We start from the raw sequence: 18,631 nt of genomic DNA, 5'->3' as shown, positions 1-18,631 counted from the left end.
CTTGCTTGTTGTTAGTCAAAAACACAGTCGTATGCCTACCCGCTATTGTAAGTGGGAGACTGTCCGGAGTTTCAGGGGGCCGCTCCACGCTTTATCCAACGCGGACCGACCTTTAGCCATCACTTCATCGTACTCGGTCAGCAAACCCCGTATGCTGTTGATCTGCATCGTGCGGAACTTCACTAATTGCTGTCGCATCCGGTGCAGCGCCAGCACGGCCTGCTGCGCCTCGGTCTTGACCGCCACCGCCTTGCCCCCAAAATGCGGCTCACCCGAGCTGTAGCTCGAGATACGGACCAGTCGCTTTGCTTTTATCATTACGATTGGCAATTCAAGCGTGCTGAAATTCCTTGCCGGATTCTTGAGGACACGAGCAGCCAAACGCTATTCCTCCGCGTAGCCGGCTGCGGCCCGCAGAACCATCGACAGGTTGACCTTCTCGAGCGGGGTGCTGCCACCGCCCTGCTTGCATTTGGGCTGCTTGCCGCCGATCACCTCCAGCGGGGTAAGGCCACCCAGCGAGCGCCGCGGATTCGTGAAGAATGCCCATTTGCTGGCGCCCGGAAGCTCTTTCAGCGCCCTAGACACGCGAGCAACCGTGCGCCGGTCGAGGCTCTCGTCCAAAAAAAAGGCCGGGTAATAGCTGACCCCGTTCGGACCGTCTACGGTGAACAACGATCCCGTCTTCAGCCGCTGGTTGATTGCCTGCCGCGTGACCCCCGCACGTCGCATGAATTCCGCAGGCTCAAGCAATGAGCCTTCCTTTGCGAGCTTCGCGCGGGCGGCCATCGCCTCTGTAAACATTTCCGCTTCGACGGAGGACATGGCTGCATCGCGCCCGGCCCTGTGATGCAGCGCCGAGCGAGCACGTTGTGCGGGCACACGGCGGCTGGATCCCGTTCCGGACTTCGTGGCCGGCGTCAGCTCGCCCGCCGCGTCGGCGACGGCCGTCAGCGCATCATCGAAGCCCTGTGCGAACAGCGCGATCGACTGTGCGAATCTCTGCGATTTTTAGCGGGAAGCTGACCGATATCCGCCTGCATTGAGCTCGCCACGACCTTGCGGATCGCTTCCGGAGTTCGCGCACCAGTACGATCCAGCATCTTCGCAGCACGCACAAGCAGCCGTGAAAACTCAGACGCCTGAATGGTTGCCGTAGACATACAATCTCTCCCAAGGAACGGCCAAGCCTATCCCGAATATAGCGAAATTGTTAAGGAAGTAAAGGAAATAGCTCCGTCATGCTGCACCGCCCTACCAGCCGCTCGTCGCGGGCATCCGCGCAGCGGCGGTTCAGCATCCTGCGAACCGGATACCGGTCAAGCAGGGCCCGCGCATTGGTCAGCCCGTAACCAAAACGCAGCACGTTCTCGATGTCTATGAAGTCGGCGTAGCGGCCCGAGTCGGCCAGCCAGCATGCTTCCTCAAGGATGGCCGCTTCCCCCGGCGAAAGCGGCGCACCGCCGTCCTCTTCCGTCATCACCCCATTCTTGTCCATGTCGTCACCAGATCGTTGATGCATGCCTCCGGACGCGGCATCAAGAGTTTGTCCGACGCAGGTGCGTCGTACACCGGCTGGTATCGCCTGACGTGCCTACGCTTATTGAAAACGCATCACGCCATTTCGCGCATGATGGCATGCGAGCCAACGTGCGTCGTTGCGAAGCGATGTCTGGCGAATGATCCAAGGCGGGCCGTCTACGCTGACGAACGATTGTCGAAGCCGTCCTCTGGATCGCCTTCCTTGCCCGGCAAGACGTTTCATCGCTCAATAACGTTCGAATCATCTTGGCCTGCTCGCGCAAAAGACAAGATGTAAGCACATTTCATCGAATGTAAACGGCCCCTAGATGCTGTGTGGAAGGGCTGCGTCAGGCGTGCCCGTTTGCGTGCTCCCTCGGAGAAAACGAGTCTGGAAATCCCGTTTTACTCCAGTCCGGCTTACTGCCACTGCCCTCCCACATAGCATCTAGGTGGCATCGAAGTCATGCACATGATCGTCAAGGGGAAAGTGAACGATGGCGGCGTTTGGCAAACTCCCGCACATCAGTTCTATTCGCTGGCTGGACAAGGAATCCATGCCATATCGGTCTTGACCGACCTCTCGGTCTTACTGCGACAGAACCCGCTTGCATCCCCGCCCCTGTCAAGCAATGCGCTCGCGTTTAATGTGCAGAAACCTGCCGCATTATGATCTCCGTCATCCGCTCGATATGCATTAGCAATTCGGGCACCGCCGTCGCCTCCCAAAAGCGTCTTCTAAGCGCAGGGCCAATATAAAACAGAGATGGATTCGTACAGCTACTGACTCGAACCACGCGGTAAGACTCATCAACACACAACCCCGCCCAGTCAAATTTTGCAATCCCGTCGCGCCGTAACTGATCGAAAAGAGAATCACACGCGTGTGCTATAGGCCGGTGTATGCAATCTGCATGCAGTTCTGTATCTGACGCCGTAGCTCGATGAGCCGGAGCCATCCCGACACCGGTGCAATTCACGAAATACGATGCGTGCACAACGCGCGAGCCCGTTGCTGCGCGCGGGCGAATAGCCAGCAGCAGCCCGTCGCCATGTGCGCTGATTGTCTCGATTCGCCCCCCCATAAGCGAGAGACGCCCACTCATCCTGAGTGACGCGACAAGCGCTGCCGTGGAAGCTGGCTGTCGGTGACGATGTGTGTCCCAGTAAGGCGCAATATGGCGCACGAAAGCGCGCCGGTCGGCCTCAGACCAGTTTGACCAGATCTGCGGTACCGCTGGACGCAGGCTATCGATCACCTCGCGCCAGTCACCGCCTCTCGCGCGATGTTCAGCAATGACTTTGCGTACGACGGTGATGCAATGCCTAGGGCCGGCAGTCAGTTGATCGAGAAGCGACCGCCGCGCTTCTGGCTGAAGTCTCGGCGGTGACTGGCAGTGGTGTTGGGGCAACAAACCACGGCGGGACATAAGCGTGAAGCGCAACTTTTCGCTGCGCCGGTGCAGCGCGTAAACAACGTCGAGTGCCGTTAGACCGGACCCGCACATGAAGAAATGGCTGTCATCCGGCACGGTCCGCAGTTTAACTGCGTCCCAGGGATTCGCGAGGAAACGTTGATCGAGTGAAGCGCCACCGGTCGCTGCTACAGTGATGGAGCGGCGGCCATCGCTGTGCCCGGTCGCAAGGACGACGTGATCGGCAGAAATCTCCACACCTGTGTGCAAATGAACCTTCGTTCGGCCATCCTCGACGGGTTTCAGCGCGACGGCGTATCCGTCATGTTGAGAAAACTGATGCTTCCCGGGGTTTTCGACGGCTTGTTTTAGCAGATGTGCAAGATAATCACCGTACCACGCACGTGGCAGGAAATCGTCGGGTTCGGCAGGACGGCCCCGCAGTCGGCAATAATCGACAAAGCCGTTGCCGTTGTCCCGCTCAACACTGAGGGTCCGTGCGGGGGCGTTCAGGAGCCAGCCCTCTTCGTCTGACCGATAAGCAATACCGCGCGAAACGCTATAGCTGTCATCGACCAGTGCGATCGACAGGGGCTTCGCGGTTTGATCCGACAGTAGCCATATGGCCGTCATCGTCCCGCAAAAGCCGGCACCCACTATCACGATCGATACAGTCATTGCCACGGCTCCGATGATTGCTCGTATCCGCTCACGCAGAAAATTAATTTTGACGTTCGGATGGATACCCGCTCCAATGGAGTCGCTTGCATCGGGGCACGTCAGGAAAGCTCTCTTTCTGGCGCGGATAGTCGAAAGCTGTGCCGCGCGTCGCAGGAAGCAACTATGCGGCATGTCGCCTCAAGCTACAAAATCGATTGTTTGGATAACACTGATTCGCATCGCAAATGAATGGGTTCGGGGCGGGTGGGTGTGCCGCCTCGAGGGTGCCGTTCAAACCCAGTAGCGCACCTAATTCGCGTAGACCGCGCCACACCTCAATGGCATCGCAGCGCTGTCCACGAACCCTCAAACAGTGGGGCCGGCTAACGGGGCGTCAACAATACTCCGCAAATTGAGGCTCGGATAGTTGGGGCTATCCGGGCCTTCATTTCGGGACAGTATGTCCGTCGGTTTCCGAATTCACCGGACTTTCAGGCGTCGGGGTCGTGCACGACGGTCATCCGGCTGAGTGCGGCTGAAGGAGGCGCGATTCGCAGGTTCGCCCGATCGGGCCAGTTCCCGGCATTGATGTCGTTGACGGCCCGATTGACCCTCGCGCCGCGGCGTCAATCGAGCCGGGGCCGCGCAACCCGCAAGCTTTCGCCCGCGTCCGGCAGCGGGCCAGGCTCGGACGGAGGGAAAACAGCGCGAGCTGCGTCGAGGTGCCTGCCGATTGCGCACACACCGGTGGATCAGGTAGCGTGGCGGCATCTTCACAACGTCTGCGGAAGCCACCATGAACAAGCAGGAATTCGTCGATGCGGTCGCCGCTAAGACCGGCACCAGCAGGGCGCTGGCCGGTGAAACCCTTGAAGCGCTGATTGGGGCTCTGATGTGATGGACGACTCCCGCTACCCAGCGAGCGGTTTATGCCAAAGTGGAGAAGTCGTGACGTCCACGGCAAAGGAGCGTTCATCATGAATATAGCGACTGTTGGACTGGATCTGGCCAAGAGCGTGATGAAGGTTCACGCAGTGAATTCGCAAGGCGAAATCGTTGTACGCAAACAGCTCAGACGCGCGAATGTACTTCGGTATTTTGCTACGCTCGAACCGTGTGTAATCGGCATGGAAGCGTGCGCCTCGTCGCACTACTGGGGCCGTGAGCTCACCAAGCTCGGACACACCGTTCGACTGATCGCCCCGCAGTTCCTCCGGCCTTACGTAAACCGACGCGGCCGACGCCGAAGCAATCTGCGAGGCGATAACGCGACCGAACATGCGCTTTGTACCGCTCAAGACGCAGCGCAACAGACAGTGCTGTCGCTGCATCGCGCACGCGCTGGCCTAGTCAAATCACGCACAGCACTTGCCAACCAGATCCGCGGGCTTCTTGGCGAATTCGGCATCGTGCTGCCACAGGGTATCCAACTGCTTGGCCAACGGGCCATGGCCGCTCTTTCCACTTCTGACGATGGGCATTCTGAGCCGTTCCGGGCGTTAATCCAGATGCTCGTCAAGCACTTGCGCGAACTTGGCAGCAAGGTGGCTGAGCTCGAAGGTCGTATCCGCGCGATCCATCGCACGGATGCGCCCGGTCGGCTTCTCGAAACAATACCCGGGATCGGGCCACTTACCGCGTCGGCCCTCGCAGCCTCGATCGGCAACGCCGGATCTTTTCGCAGCGGCCGCGAACTTGCTGCATGGCTGGGTTTGGTGCCGCGTCAGCATTCTTCGGGCGGCACGCCGCGTCTGCTGGGCATCAGCAAGCGCGGCGATACGGCATTACGAACACTTCTGATTCACGGCGCCCGCGCGGTTATTCGTATGGCAGCCAGCAAACCCGAAATGGCTGATTCCTGGGTGATGAAACTGTGTCGACGCCGGCACAAAAATATCGCTGCTGCGGCGCTCGCGGCAAAGAATGCACGGACGGCGTGGGCCATGCTGATACGAAATCAGCCCTTTCAGGCGGACCATGTGCCTACGCGAACCAGCGTGACAGATTGACAGGTCCCGCTATTAGCAGTGAAACAGCGTTCACTTCCAGAGGTTGCTTGAGCAGACTTCAATTCGATGGCAGAACGGTCGGACCGTGGTGGGCCGAACCCGCTTTGCACCAAGGGCAACCAAGCCCGAGGCTCTGATCGGGTACCCATTCGCGGATATTCATCGTGGGCCCGCAGCGAGTGCTGCCAACTGAGCCCGGATACATGGCTGCGACCTCGACCTGATGCCAGAAAACTGAGACTGCTTGACAACAGGGAGTCGTCCATACATGGTGCAAATAGGTGGTCTGTGCGAGATCGTTGTTATCTAGTGTTCTGTCCCAGAAATAACTTTGCATTTAATTATGTTGCTCTATGATCAAGTGATGTTGAGTGGAGGCGATCATGGGGCGCAAGGGAATCGAGGTGGTGGTCTCGGAACTGGAGCGGGAGCAATTGCGGTCGATGAGCCGCTCGCGGTCGCTGCCTCATTCGCTGGTGCGCCGGGCAAAAATTGTGTTAATGGCCGCTGACGGCCATACGAATCAGGAAATAGCGATGCAATGTGAAGTAACGCCTCCTGCGATCACGCACTGGAAAAAGCGTTTTGTCGCCCAGGGGCTTGCCGGCCTGCATGACGAAGCGCGCCCGGGGCGACCGCGCGCGCATGACGACGAAGCGGTGGCCGAGTTGCTGGCGAAGGTCCTGCATGAGAAGCCGGGCGGGGCAACGCACTGGAGTGTGCGTTCTGCTGCTGCGCAAACGGGTATTTCGAAGAGCTCGGTAGCCCGGTACCTGTCGCTGTTCGGCGTGCAGCCTCATCGCTCGAAGAGCTTCGAGCTTTCTACTGATCCGTACTTTGTTGAGAAGGTGCGCGATATTGTCGGTTTGTATCTGAGCCCACCGACCAACGCTCTGGTGTTGTGTGTCGACGAGAAGAGCCAGTGCCAGGCACTCGAGCGAACGCAACCGGTGTTGCCGATGGGTCTGGTTACCTCGAAGGTGTTACGCACGACTATATCCGGCATGGCACGACAAGCTTGTTTGCTGCGCTCAATGCGGTGACGGGCGAAGTCATCGCGCAATGCAAGTCGCGTCATCGACATCAGGAGTTTCTGGCCTTTCTGCAGCACGTTGATCAGGCTGTTGCGGAGGAGCTTGACGTGCATCTGATTGTCGATAACTACGCTACGCATAAGCACCCCAAGGTCAAGGCATGGCTGGCGAAGCACACCCGTTATCACATGCACTTCACGCCGACGTATTCGAGCTGGCTCAATCAGGTGGAGCGCTGGTTTGGCCTGATCACGCGGCAGGCTATCCGGCGCGGCTCCTTCAGAAATGTACGCCAGCTCATTGCCAGCATTGAGCGCTATGTTGTGCAGTACAACCAGCACAACCGTCCGTTCGTCTGGACGGCAGCCGCCGATTCCATCCTTCAGAAAGTGGCTCGGCTATGCAAAGTTATTTCCGGGACGGAACACTAGTCTCGTGAGTTTAAAATTCGTTAAATAATTTGCTGCCTGTAGTACCGTGTAATGAATGCCACGGACTCGAAGAGGCGGCGATGAGCGGAAGACCCAAGGCGGGGCTCGTGCTGAGCGAAGCTGAGCGCGAGCAACTCACGGCCCTGACGATGCGCCGCAAGACAGCACAGGCGGCGGCATTGCGAGCGCGGATCGTGCTGGCCCTGCGCCGACGGCATCGACAACAAGACGGTCGCGGCGAAACTGCGGGTCACCCAGCAAACGGTATCGAAGTGGCGTGCGCGCTATGTGGCGCATCGGCCCGATGGTTTGCTCGATGCGCCGCGTCCCGGCGCGCCGAGAACGATTGACGATACGCGCGTCGATGCTGTTATTGCAAAGACGCTCGAGTCGGTACCTACGGGAGCGACGCACTGGAGTACGCGCACGATGGCTCGCGAGATGGACCTCTCGCAGACAGCCGTGTCCCGAATCTGGCGGGCCTTTGGTCTGCAGCCGCATCGGCAGGAGACCTTCAAACTCTCGAGCGATCCGCTGTTCGTTGACAAGGTTCGCGATATCGTGGGCCTGTACCTCGATCCACCCCTGAAAGCAATGGTGTTGTGCGTGGACGAGAAGAGCCAGATCCAGACGCTGGATCGCACACAACCCATACTGCCGTTGGCCTCTGGCATTCCCGAGCGCCGTACTCACCACTACATGCGCCACGGCACAACGACGCTGTTCGCTGCACTGGACATCGCCACGGGCGAAGTCATCGGTGAATTGCATCGGCTGCCATCGCAGCAGCGAATTCCTGCAGTTCCTGCGTACGATCGACACCAGCGTGCCCGCCGGAATGGACGTGCATCTGGTGATGGACAACTACGGTACGCACAAGACGCCTTCGATTAAAAACTGGTTCGCTCGTCATCCGCGCTTCCATGTTCACTTCACGCCAACTTCCGCGTCGTGGCTCAATCAGGGCGAACGCTGGTTCGCCACGCTCACTGAGAAGTACATTCGACGTGGCACGCATCGCTCGACACGGCAACTTGAAGAGGCGATCCGGCATTACCTTGATGTCTATAACGTATCTGTGTGGCGCGCGGCCTCCGTCACGGCCAAAGCTGGACGTGTGTTCTGGTGCTGTACGGTATCGTCACGCTGTTTCCGTCGCCGATCGCGGCGCTGCTCGAATGGAAGGTTATCGCGACCACCGTCATATCCGTCATGCCTCTATTGCTGGCGGTATTCGAAATTGACATCACGGATACGGTGGACTTCTCGGTCTATTCCGCGTCGGGAGCGTTGCTGGGCTTCACGATTCTCTTCGCACACACCTATGCGTCCGGGTTGCGCGCGCGTCTGGACCCCAGCGGACGGGCGATCGGGGGCACAGCGGCAATGCTGATGGTGGGGCGGCGTTCGAGTTGATTCTGTTCAATTCTTGCGTCGAACCAAGCGTCGTTCGCCGGCCGTTCGCGACCTGATTCTCCCGCCGTGCCGATTGCGCTCGACGATGATGACCATTTTCAGCCCAAACGTGGCAGATTTGCCAAGGTTAGTTGTAGAGTCGTTGACTTTCGTGGCGTCCGACCTTCATTGAGGTCAGTTTGCGGACGACCACCGGGTCAGCACCGTCGTGTTCGCGCGCGGCAGCAGCGCGAGCGCCGAGCGGCCGGCGCGCTGCGTGCGCCCGGCCTTATCGAGCAGCACGAACGGTAGCTCGGGCAGTTGCCACTCCTGCGAGGGCACCGCCGGATCACGCGGCGGCAATAGGACGATCAGCGTGCTCAAAGGCCACTCTCTCTGTGGATTGCGTTATTCATAGTTGGTCTTGTACCCGCACGATACGCGTAGTGTGAGTCAGCGGATCGCGATAGACGAGCGTCGTGCGATCCACTTCGGCGCGCTCGTGCTGCACACTGCCGTGGACTAAAAAGTAGCTCGAATTGACGTCGAACTGATTCGGATCGATCGACGCCGATTGCACGCCGGCGGCGGTCAGCGCGAGCTGCACGTCGCCGGCGTTGCGGAAAAACACGGTCTGGCGCCGCGCGACCAACGCCTGCGCCTGCGACACGGTCATGCCCGGCACCACCGCCGCGATCACTTCGGCCGACGCGATGTTCATGTTGATCGCGGTGACGGTCGGCAGCACGGTCACGAACGGCCGCAGCTTTGCGACGATCTCCGATGTGTAGCCCGGAATGTCGAGCAGCGAATCGACGCCCGTCATTAGCAGCGGCGCGACCGCCACGTTGTCCTCGCCGTCCTCGATGGCGGGCTGGTTGGTGAAGTTGCCGCCCGTCATCCCGCCGCCGCCGACCTGCGGCGAGCTGCTGATCGACGTGCCGGTCTGAAAGCGCGTCGCCGATTGTGACAGCCCCGCGCGCACGTGCAGCGCGGTCACTTTGGCGAGCTGCCCGCTCAGGCCGAGCGAGACCAGCAGGCGCTGATACGCGGCCATCTGCTCGGCGCTGATCTGCGTCACGCCGGGTGCCGGACTCGCGACCAGATTGCGCAGATTGAATCTGGACTGAGCGTCCTCGATCGAGCCCGACAGGTACGTGGCCGCGCCTTGCTCAGCGCGCACCTCGCCGATCTGGCCGAGAAAATCCGACAGCCGCGTTTTCGCGATCGGCTCGCCCCACACGCCACCCAGATAGGTGATGCCCGCCGACGTATCGCCTTCGGAACGCAGGATCAGCCGGGTCCAGTCCAGCGCGCCGCGCGCGACCCATTGCGCCTGCGCGAGCAGACGCTGGCTTTCGATCCGTCGAACCTGCACCTGCTGGCGCCACAAAATGCTGGAGACGAGAATTGCCGATAGCGTCACCACCAGCAACGCGCTGATGATGGCGGCGCCGCGCTGCCGTAGCTGCACTTTCCGGCGGGAGCCTCGTCCCGCAGGCAACGCAGAAGCCGCACGGCGCGCATCAGAAAAAGAGAATCTCATGTCATTCTCCACGGAATGCCGCCTGCGCTTATGCTCCGCCCGTCACGCGAATCACTTCTTCGAGCGACGTCAGTCCCGACGCGAGCCAGCGCTCCGAATCCTCGCGCAGCGTGCGCATGCCCTGGGCGCGGCCCGCTTCGAGAATTTCGGCATCGGCCGCGTTGCGGTGGATCAGCGAGCGGATCGTTTCGTCGATCAGCAACAGCTCGTAGACGCCGCGGCGTCCCGCGTAACCCATGTCGGTCAGACGCGTGACGGCCGATGCCGCGTCGTTCGTGTGCAGCGTCGCGAGCACCAGGTGGCCGGTCAGCGACGCCTGCACCGCAATCTGCGCGGTTTCGAGGTCGCGGATTTCAACGATCATGATGATGTCCGGGTCCTGACGCAGAATCAGCTCAATGCGCGCGCGAAGCTCATGCCGATCCGCTCGTTGACCTGGGTCTGGCCGATGCCGGACAGGTCGTATTCGATCGGGTCTTCCACCGTCATGATGTTGGTGGTCGCCGTCTCCAGTCGCGACATCGACGCATATAGCGTCGTCGTCTTGCCTGAGCCGGTCGGGCCCGTCACCAGCACGATGCCGTGCGGTTTGCCGATCAGCTTGTCGAACTGGCCGAGCGTGTCGGATGCCATGCCGAGCGCTTCGAGATTGAGCCGCGCCGCGTCTTTTTCGAGCAGACGAAGCACCGCGCGCTCGCCGTGGCCGGTGGGCAGCGTCGATACCCGCACGTCGACCGGACGACCGCCGACGCGCAGCGTAATGCGGCCGTCCTGCGGCAAACGTTTTTCCGCGATGTCGAGCTGCGCCATGATCTTGATCCGCGAGATCAGCGCGCCGTGCAGCGCTTTTTTAGGCCGCACCACGTCGCGCAGCGTGCCGTCGACGCGAAAACGCACCACCGACGCATTCTCGAACGGCTCGATATGAATATCCGATGCCTGCTCGCGTGCGGCTTGCGTGAGCAGCGCGTTGATCATACGGATGATCGGCGCGTCGTCTTCCGATTCGAGCAGATCCTCGACCTCGGGGATGTCCTGCATCAGCCGCGACAGATCGACTGCGCCTTCCACTTCGCCGACCACCTGCGCGGCGCTGCCGTCCTGGCGCGCATAGGCCTGCGCGAGATCGTCGGCGGGCACGCGCACGACCGACACCACGCCGTAGTTGCGTGCGATTTCAGCAAGCGCGGCTTCGCTCGTGCGCTCGCTGATCCAGACTTCGAGGCTATCGGCATGCTGATGCGCGACCAGGATCTGGCCGCTGCGCGCTCGCCGGCCGCGGCATCGCCGTTCAGCGGACGTTGCGAGGGCGCGGTTTGCGCGGGCATCTGCGTCACGGACGCGCTCCCGGCGACACCGTGCTCGACACCGGGCCGCTTGCCGGCTCGACGACGGCCGGTTGCGGCATGGTTTGCGGCATCGTCTGCGGCACGGGTTCGGTGGTGGTCTGCGCGCCAGCTTGCGGCACGGCCTGCGGCGGTACCTGCTGAGGCACCTGTTGCGGCATCATCTGCTGGCGGCGCATTTGATTCAGCTCGAACAGGTTCAGCGCCGGCACCCCGCCCTGGCTCGGGCCGAGCGGCATCGGCGGCACGACCGGATCGTCGCGATCCCTCATGATGTTGTTGTCCGAACGGTACGCGCCCTGCACACCCTGAATGTAGTCATAGCGGTTCGCCGTGACGGCCTGCGTGGTGTCGCGGTCGCTCAGGATCACCGGGCGCAGGAACACCATCAGGTTAGTCTTGTTGCGCGTCTTCTGCTCGGAGCGGAACAACTGGCCCAGCCACGGAATGTCGCCGAGCAGCGGCACCTTGCTGTTGCTGACCGGGTAGTTGTCCTGCATCAGGCCGCCGAGCACGATGATCTCGCCGTTATCGCACAGCACGGTCGACTGGATCGAACGCTTCGTGAATTCCGGGCCCGCCGGGTTCGTCGCCGCGTTGTTCGTGCCGTCCACGATCGCCAAGCCTTCCGTGTAGAGCTGCAGCTTCAGGGTGCCGCCGTCGGTGATCTGCGGCTTCACGTGCAGCGTCAGACCGATGTCGGCGCGGTCGAACGTGTTGAACGCCGCGCTGGTCGTGCCGCTCGTCAGGTTCGAGTCGGAACCGGTCTGGATCGGCACGTTGTTACCGACGATGATCTTCGCCTCTTCGTTGTCGAGCGTGATCAGGTTCGGCGTGGACAGCACGTTCGCATCGGCGGTCTGCGACAGCGCCTGCAGCAGACCGCCGAGACCCTGCACGCCGAACGTGTTGTGAAGCCAGCCGATGTTCGGACCCTGCTGGACAGGCGCTGCGCTGGAGGCGGGAGCCGTGGCCAGACCAGGCGCTGCGCTCGTGGCGGGAGCCGTGAGCAGACCCTTTCCGGCGCCAGCGGCCGCGGCCGGCGTCAGGTTGATGATGCTGTTGCCCGTGCCAGCCGCGAGGTTAGTACCGTCAAACAGGTTGTCGTTCGCGACCTGCCACTGAATGCCGAGATTGCCGCTCGTATTCGAGTTGAGCTCGACGATCAGTGCATCGATATAGACCCGCGCGCGACGCGCATCGAGCTGGTCGATCACCGCGCGCAAGTTCCGGTACATCGCTTCGGGCGCGGTAATGATCAGCGAGTTGGTCGTGGGATCGGCGGTGATCATGCCGCCGCCCTGGTCCTGGTGCTCCTCCTTGTCCTTGTCCTTATCGCCGCCGAGAAAGCCGCCGCTATTACTGTTCGAGCCCGAAGCGCCGCCGCCCATCGGAGAGTTCATCGAGCCGCTGCCGAGGCCGCCCGACTGCAACGGCGGCGAGCCCGACGTACCCGTCGAGCTGCTGCTGTTCGACAGACCGCCGCCAGTGCTGTTCTGATTGAACGAGTTTGCATCGTTCGAACCGCCTGACGAACCCTCGTCGCCGTCCTTCCCGAGCATGCTGCGCAGCGTGCGCGCGAGCTTCGTCGCGTCGGCATTGCGTAGCGGCACGACGTGGATGTTGCCCGGCATCGTGGTCGGCATGTCGAGCTGCTTCGCGAGTTCCTTGGCCGCCGCGAGGCGTGCGGTGTTCGACGCGCGCATCAGCAGCGAGTTGGTGCGCGGATCGGACGAGATCGACACCTTGAGCGTCGCGTCCGTGCTGCCGATCGAGCCCGGATCGAGCATCCTGTTCATCTGCTGCGCGATGTCGATCGCGTTCGCGTTCTTCAGCGGCACGACTGCAAACCCCTGGCCGGCCGCGCTATCGAAATCGGCGATGATCCGGGCGATGCGCCGCACGTTGTCGGCGTAGTCGGTGACGACGATCGTATTTTTGGCGGGGTAGGCCGCGACCGTGTTGTTCGGCGAGACCAGCGAACGCAGTACGGGCAGCAGATTGTTGGCCAACTCATTCCTCAGCGCGAAGACCTGCGTGACGATCTGGTCGCCGCGCGCAGTCGGCGCGTTGCCGACGTAGGTCGGCACGCCTTGCAGCTTGGCGTCGGCCTCGGGCACCACTTTCAGCACGCCATGATCCTGCACGGGCGCGAAACCCTGCATCCGCAGCGCGGACTGCAGGGTTTTGAGCGCCTGATCCTGAGGCACCGAATTTTCGGACACGAGCGCGTGTGCAGTTTGCGCGGTGATCCGTGCAGCCAGCAGCAATGCTGGTTGCGACGCGAGAAAAGCCATAGTATTTGCCATCCAAATGTGTTTGGTTCTGGTCACATTCCATGTGAGAGCAACGAAACGGCAGGTTTACCCTTACATGATTTGCTGGGAGGACTGCCAGAAAACAGCGCAGCTTACCTCTCGGTCCTTCCCGGTCAGGTAGAATCGGTCGTTTGCCAATGACGGCTGCAGAGTCAAAACCTGCAATTGGCTACCGTCGCCCGGGTCGAAGACGCTCAAGTGCGATGCGTGCCCGCAGCACCAGATTAGACGCCTAGTTTCGTGGCATAGGGAGTAAGACCGCCTTGGAATGCGCTGCTGCCGATGGGCTTTGTCCGGATGGGTATAAGTTCCCGTGCTATAGACGCGACTATGCATTTTTGACGCAAATCGGTTTGCCGAAGGCGTTCCACCGGTTCAGCAGGTTGGCGATGATGAGCTTCCCTCGAAATTTCGCCTTCCAGCAGGTCGTGTGTAAACTCGACCCGAAGGAAGGAAAGAATCGATGTTCAAAATACCGAAGCAGGCATACACCGCGGAGTTCAGGGCGCTCGCGGTGCAGCGAGTGAAAGACGGGCAAAGCGCGCGGGTCGTCGCTCGAAAGCTGGGGATTTCACACCAGTCATTGCGCAACTGGGTCAAGGCCGATGAGGCAGGCACGCTCAACGGCCCGGGGACAAAGGTTGTCACGCCGGAGCAGATGGAACTGTCACGCTTGCGGGCCGAGAACAAGCGCCTGCAGATGGAACTTGAAATCGCAAAAAAAGCGGCGGCGTCCTTCGCGAAGGACCTCCTGTGAAGTACGCCTGGATTGATTCGCATCGCCGTCACTATCCGCTGTCGGCGCTGTGCGGGGTCCTGTCGGTCAGCCTGAATGGCTATCGGGCGTGGAAGCGCGGCGGCACGCCCGGGCGCAAGCGGCTCACGGATGCACAGTTGCTCGCCCTGATCCGGTCTATCCATGCCGAGGTCAAAGGCGCCTATGGCTCCCCGCGGATGACCGAGGACGATGTCCGTGATCTCGCCGTCGGCCAGTTCGAGCAATGGCACCGCGTTGCGCGCCATCAGCTGCGGGCCGGTCAGAAAGGCCTTCGTGTGGGTGTGTCGACCCAGTCGGTCGTCGCATGCCCCGCAGCGGCGGCGAACACGAAAGGTACCGCGCACGCAAGGCGGCGGGGCGACGGAAGGGGAAGGGCAAACCGGTAGTTCCTTCATCGGGAAGGCAATCGTCGCGAGAAGAGTAAGCGCATCGCACGAGTTGGGTCGGCGGCGAAAATTGCACGGCACATTGACTTCGCCTGTGCTGACTTACCTTGCGCGCATAGCGCACCCGTGTATCTGAGCGTTAGTTTGGGATCGATGCAGGCGGTATCCGCCGAATTCTCGTAGTTATTGGTTATGGACATATGCTCTAAACGGTTTATTTTTGCGATCCGCCCGCGAAGATGCTTCTTCCAGCGAAGGCGAACCCCAGCAGTCGTTGCGCCATCCTGACTCCGTATCGATCGGTTATCGCCAACGGCACGACCCCGAAGTTAAGCGCCGGGCTCGGTCGGATCAACGGAAACGTTGATGAAATATCGTCAATCGTCCTGTAAGCGCGAGATGGCCGGCAATCGCGTGGCCGTTCCAAGGCAGTTGAAAAAGGAGCATTCCAGTACCTGCTGCGCAACGCGCTTTGTCCGGATGGGTACAAGTTCCCGTGCTATGGACGCGACTATGCATTTTTGACGCAAACCGGTTTGCCGAAGGCGTTCCACCGGTTCAGCAGGTTGGCGATGATTACGCCTTCACCTTCCTGCGACGCAAGCCCCTGCGTCAGCAGGCGCTCGCCGATGCAGCGCTTGATGCGCGAGATCTGTGCCTCGACCAGCGAGCGCACACCGTAGCCGTATTTCTTGTGAAATGCATAGATGCCTTTGTCCTCGATGTATCTGACGATCCGGTCATGCCGGCGGGTTCGCTCCTCGCCGTGTACGACAGCGTGAGCTGGCGGTGGGATGACGGGCGTCACGCCCGCGCCTGAAAGCGCTTCGGTACGCTCGATGCTGTAGTACGCGCCATCGACAATCACCCGATCCATCGGCACGTCAGCGGGCAGCACGGCGTCCATTCGTTCGCTGTCCGATACTTCTGTAGTGGTGATGCGGATCGCGTGTACGTTCATGTCAGCGTCGATCGACAGATGCATCTTGCGCCACGGCGTGCGCGCGGCCTTCTGGGCGTACTTTGCCTCGTACCACTGGCTCGCCCGCCCAAAGCTCAATCCCGTGCTGTCGACCATGAGACTGATCGTCCCGCCGCGCGCGAGACGTCGGGCCAGCTGTTCGCAACGCTGCGTGACGCTCACCTCCAGTGAAGCGAACCGTTCGCCCAGCTGACTGGCGCTGGGCACCGGGATGTCCAGCCCGCGAGTCTCCCAGTAGTCCTCCATATAGCCGGTGATCTGCCCCATCCCCCAACCGAACAGCCGGTAGAAGGTAAAGATCAGCTCGATGTACGCCGTGGTGTAGGTCGGCTCACGCCCCGACACGCCCGGCGTACGGATCTTTGCGTTGATAAGCTGCGCCTTCAGATCGCCGCCCGGCACATACAGGCTGATCATGCCGCCCTTTCTCAGGCTCTGGTTATACGCCCGCGCGTTCGTCACCCGGTACCCCGGCTTCTTGCGCTTGCGCGGTTCACCCGTCTTTAGTCTGGCTTTATATGGCATTATTCAACGCTGGCTTCATGATGTTGCGCTTCTACACAACCCGCAGCATCTTTGCAATACCCCCATCCGGACAAAGCCGACATGCTGCAATGAGCAAAGGCCGGACGCTGCGACAGCGCAGCCATACACGCAAAACATGGATACAGGGTCATGCAAAACCCAACCTCACCACGCCGCAAGCGCGGGCCCCGCTTCCTCGATATCGCCGAAGCCGCTGGCGTGAGCCCCGCAACGGTGGACCGCGTGCTGAACGAACGGGGCAGCGTGTCCGCCGCGATGCGGGCACGCGTTGTGGCGGCCGCACGCGAACTCGGCGTGCCTCGCGTGCTGCCCAATCCAAGGCACGGACTCCTGCATATCGACGTGCTGATCCCGCGCAACGACACGCCCCTCTTTCAGCGGATTAATCTCGCGCTGCAACGGTCGATGCAAATGCTCGATCGGAGAATCGTCCTGCATCGGCAAATCGTTCCGGAGGCCGACGACGAAGTCATCACGCATGCGATCCTTCGACCGAATCACAAGCGTGCCGGGCTGATCGTCACGACGCACGACACACCCGCGGTGCGCGATGCGCTGCGCGCAGTGATCGCCCAGGGCGTCCCCGCGGTCACGATGGTGACCGATATCGCCGACATCGGCCGTTTGCATTACGCCGGTATCGACAATGCAAGCGCAGGCCGCACGGCTGGGTATTTCGTAGGACGGCTCGCGACGCAGCCCGGTCGCGTGCTGCTGCTTTGCTCGCACAAGGACTACCGCGCGCACGTCGACCGGATCAGCGGATGCCGCGCGACGCTGGTCGAGTCGTTTCCGCACCTCGTCTGCGAACACGAAGAGATGGAAACGCTGGATGACCCAGACCGTTGCCATCGTGCCGTACTGAACGCACTCAAGCGCAGCAACGTGGTCGGCATCTACAACAGCGGATACGGATCGGAAGGGATCGAAGCGGCGTTGCGCAGGGTGGGCGCGGCGGGCAAGACGGTGTGGGTCGGCCATGAAATGCTCGACCGCCACAGGCAATACATTGAGCAAGGCACGATGGATATCGCCATCGACCAGGACCCTGACGGGCAGGTGATCTCAGCATTGCAGCATGCGCTCAATGCGTGCGGCGTGGTGGACGCGCCCGCGCCTCCCGGGCCCGTCGAGTTCCGCATTTTCTGCTCGGCCAACCTGCGCCGAAGCCCTTATCTGGTCGACCACCTTGCGAGGTGAACCCGATCCTCGGCGTTTCGACGAGCTGAAAGGCTTCACATCGACAGGCTTTGTTCAAGAGGGCCGCTTGCGCGGCGGCCGTGGGTCGGGTAGAAAGAGTCCGGTGATCTATCCGACGAGCGAGCTTTCATGCCTTACAAGACAAGACTGAAGACGGGCGAACCGCGCAAACGAGCGAAGCCGGGCTATGCGGTAACAAACGCGCACGAGTACAACGAAAGCCTGAAGCGGCGCGGGCAACTCAGCCTGTATTGTCCCGACGGAGACCTGAAGGCGCTGTTGATCAACGACACGCCCTACCAGAAGGGCGTGTCGGGTCAGTCCCGGACGTACAGCGATGCGTACCTCGAACCGATCTTCATCTTCTACCGGCTGTTCGGCTGGGGCATGCGGCAGATCACCGGCCACATGCACGAATTCTGGGCGCTGCGCGGACTCGACATCGGGGTACCGAGTTTCGGGCTTCTGAGCGAGCGGTTCCGTACGCTCGAGGTTCAGGTCAAGCAACGCTGCGCTCGCGTGGCCGAACGCCTGCGCAACGGCGAAGCCATCAGCCTGATCGTCGACAGCAGCGGCATGAACTTTGGCCGGGCCAGCGAATGGCATCGGCAAAAGTACGGGCGCGACGCGAGCCAGACGCCGTGGCGCAAGATGCATCTGTCGATCGACCCGGAGATGAATGTCCACCGGATCGCGATTACCGAGGACAACGTCTCCGACGAGGCGGGCCTGAATGCGATGCTGGCAGTCGACGCGAACGTCGACTGCGTGATCGCCGACTGCATGATCGCCGACGGCGCGTACTACAGTATTGCGCAGACCGAGGCGTGGTCAGCCTGCGGCGTGCTGCCGGTGATTCCCCCACCGGCCAATGCGGTCGTTCACAATCAGCCGGCGACGCGCTGGCGCGACCATCTCGTTCGGTACATCAAGGACGAGGGCATCCATGCGTTCCGCAACAAATACGGGTATGGCCAGCGTGCGCTGGTCGAGGCGCAGATCTCGCGAATCAAGCGTTGCATCGGTGCGCGGCTACTGAGTCGGGTCTGAATAATTCGTTTTGG

General features: G+C 61.2%; 11 protein-coding genes and 7 pseudogenes. 8 read left to right on the top strand and 10 right to left on the bottom strand.

Annotated elements, in window-relative coordinates:
- Window positions 1-87: 87 nt before the first annotated feature.
- From QFZ94_RS43700 to QFZ94_RS43685, 4 genes and pseudogenes are all read right to left on the bottom strand, one after another.
- A pseudogene (locus QFZ94_RS43700) lies at window positions 88-255 on the bottom strand (IS110 family transposase); the annotation flags it as partial.
- 129 nt (window positions 256-384) lie between these two features.
- Window positions 385-825, bottom strand: coding sequence for a hypothetical protein (locus QFZ94_RS43695; RefSeq protein ID WP_429464197.1), 441 nt, complete (start codon window positions 823-825; stop codon window positions 385-387).
- A 125-nt stretch (window positions 826-950) separates the two neighbouring features.
- Complete coding sequence (locus QFZ94_RS43690; RefSeq protein ID WP_429464195.1) at window positions 951-1,163, bottom strand: hypothetical protein; 213 nt, start codon at window positions 1,161-1,163, stop codon at window positions 951-953.
- 50 nt (window positions 1,164-1,213) lie between these two features.
- On the bottom strand, window positions 1,214-1,498 hold the full coding sequence (locus tag QFZ94_RS43685) for a hypothetical protein (RefSeq protein ID WP_429464193.1): 285 nt from the start codon (window positions 1,496-1,498) through the stop codon (window positions 1,214-1,216).
- A gap of 471 nt (window positions 1,499-1,969) precedes the next feature.
- Between QFZ94_RS43685 and QFZ94_RS43680 the strand changes: the two are divergent.
- Window positions 1,970-2,065 (top strand): annotated as a pseudogene (locus QFZ94_RS43680) (IS6 family transposase); the annotation flags it as partial.
- Window positions 2,066-2,165: 100 nt separating this feature from the next.
- Here the strand turns inward: QFZ94_RS43680 and QFZ94_RS43675 are convergent.
- Window positions 2,166-3,614 (bottom strand): FAD/NAD(P)-binding protein, encoded by a 1,449-nt coding sequence (locus tag QFZ94_RS43675; protein ID WP_184228631.1) that lies wholly within the window; start codon window positions 3,612-3,614, stop codon window positions 2,166-2,168.
- A gap of 959 nt (window positions 3,615-4,573) precedes the next feature.
- Between QFZ94_RS43675 and QFZ94_RS43670 the strand changes: the two genes are divergently transcribed.
- From QFZ94_RS43670 to QFZ94_RS43655, 4 genes and pseudogenes are all read left to right on the top strand, one after another.
- Complete coding sequence (locus tag QFZ94_RS43670) at window positions 4,574-5,605, top strand: IS110 family transposase (RefSeq protein WP_429464190.1); 1,032 nt, start codon at window positions 4,574-4,576, stop codon at window positions 5,603-5,605.
- A gap of 383 nt (window positions 5,606-5,988) precedes the next feature.
- A pseudogene (locus tag QFZ94_RS43665) lies at window positions 5,989-7,070 on the top strand (IS630 family transposase).
- Between the two features lie 80 nt (window positions 7,071-7,150).
- A pseudogene (locus QFZ94_RS43660) lies at window positions 7,151-8,190 on the top strand (IS630 family transposase); the annotation flags it as partial.
- Complete coding sequence (locus QFZ94_RS43655; protein WP_410852913.1) at window positions 8,151-8,486, top strand: hypothetical protein; 336 nt, start codon at window positions 8,151-8,153, stop codon at window positions 8,484-8,486. The pseudogene QFZ94_RS43660 and the gene QFZ94_RS43655, both read left to right, overlap by 40 nt.
- Window positions 8,487-8,684: 198 nt before the next feature.
- Here the strand turns inward: QFZ94_RS43655 and QFZ94_RS43650 are convergent.
- The 4 genes and pseudogenes from QFZ94_RS43650 to gspD form a co-directional block, all read right to left on the bottom strand.
- Window positions 8,685-8,849, bottom strand: a pseudogene (locus tag QFZ94_RS43650) (type II secretion system protein GspL); the annotation flags it as partial.
- 28 nt (window positions 8,850-8,877) lie between these two features.
- Complete coding sequence (gene gspK, locus QFZ94_RS43645; protein WP_429463717.1) at window positions 8,878-10,011, bottom strand: type II secretion system minor pseudopilin GspK; 1,134 nt, start codon at window positions 10,009-10,011, stop codon at window positions 8,878-8,880.
- Window positions 10,012-10,039: 28 nt separating this feature from the next.
- Window positions 10,040-10,989: pseudogene (locus QFZ94_RS43640) on the bottom strand (ATPase, T2SS/T4P/T4SS family).
- 355 nt (window positions 10,990-11,344) lie between these two features.
- A complete protein-coding gene (gspD, locus tag QFZ94_RS43635) occupies window positions 11,345-13,654 on the bottom strand; it encodes a type II secretion system secretin GspD (protein ID WP_429464331.1) in 2,310 nt (769 codons plus the stop codon).
- Window positions 13,655-14,138: 484 nt separating this feature from the next.
- Here gspD and QFZ94_RS43630 point away from each other — a divergent pair.
- Window positions 14,139-14,650 (top strand): annotated as a pseudogene (locus QFZ94_RS43630) (transposase); the annotation flags it as partial.
- A gap of 700 nt (window positions 14,651-15,350) precedes the next feature.
- Here the strand turns inward: QFZ94_RS43630 and QFZ94_RS43625 are convergent.
- A complete protein-coding gene (locus tag QFZ94_RS43625; protein WP_429463914.1) occupies window positions 15,351-16,346 on the bottom strand; it encodes an IS5 family transposase in 996 nt (331 codons plus the stop codon).
- Between the two features lie 150 nt (window positions 16,347-16,496).
- On the opposite strand from QFZ94_RS43625, the gene QFZ94_RS43620 reads away from it, so the two are divergent.
- Window positions 16,497-17,567 carry a LacI family DNA-binding transcriptional regulator gene (locus tag QFZ94_RS43620; protein ID WP_410853104.1) on the top strand — a complete coding sequence of 357 codons (1,071 nt, stop codon included), beginning with the start codon at window positions 16,497-16,499 and terminating at the stop codon, window positions 17,565-17,567.
- A 129-nt stretch (window positions 17,568-17,696) separates the two neighbouring features.
- Window positions 17,697-18,617, top strand: coding sequence for an IS5 family transposase (locus QFZ94_RS43615; protein ID WP_429464188.1), 921 nt, complete (start codon window positions 17,697-17,699; stop codon window positions 18,615-18,617).
- The last annotated feature ends 14 nt before the right edge of the window (window positions 18,618-18,631 follow it).

This window comes from Paraburkholderia sp. JPY465 (assembly GCF_050436725.1).
Classification (GTDB): Bacteria; Pseudomonadota; Gammaproteobacteria; order Burkholderiales; family Burkholderiaceae; genus Paraburkholderia; species Paraburkholderia youngii.
Note: the sequence above shows the minus strand (reverse complement) of the source record. Positions and strands in the feature narration are given on the sequence as shown.